Origin of the sequence: Martinezella calliandrae (assembly GCF_030272695.1) — a bacterium.
Taxonomy (GTDB): Bacteria; Pseudomonadota; Alphaproteobacteria; order Rhizobiales; family Rhizobiaceae; genus Rhizobium; species Rhizobium calliandrae.
Map to the genome: position 1 here is coordinate 1 of NZ_JARFYN010000271.1, position 210 is coordinate 210.

Annotated in this window: 1 protein-coding gene; it reads right to left on the minus strand. The window is 59.0% G+C overall.

Annotated elements, in window-relative coordinates:
• Positions 1 to 210: transposase (locus PY650_RS37080; protein ID WP_285885097.1), on the minus strand; the 210-nt coding region annotated here is incomplete at both ends.

A 210-nucleotide genomic window follows, 5' to 3' on the forward strand; every position in this document is an offset into this window, starting at 1 on the left:
TCGCGCCCGGTCTCGTATCCACAATCGTCGCAATGGAATGTTCGCTGCGACAGCGCCAGTTCGGCCTTGACCGAACCGCAGCAAGAACAGGTCTTGCTCGAAGGAAACCATCTGTTGGCGACCACAACGGTCGCACCATAAAAGCGGGCCTTGTAGTCAAGCTGGCGGCGAAACTCGAAGAAGCCGCCGTCCATGATCGAGCGGGCAAGC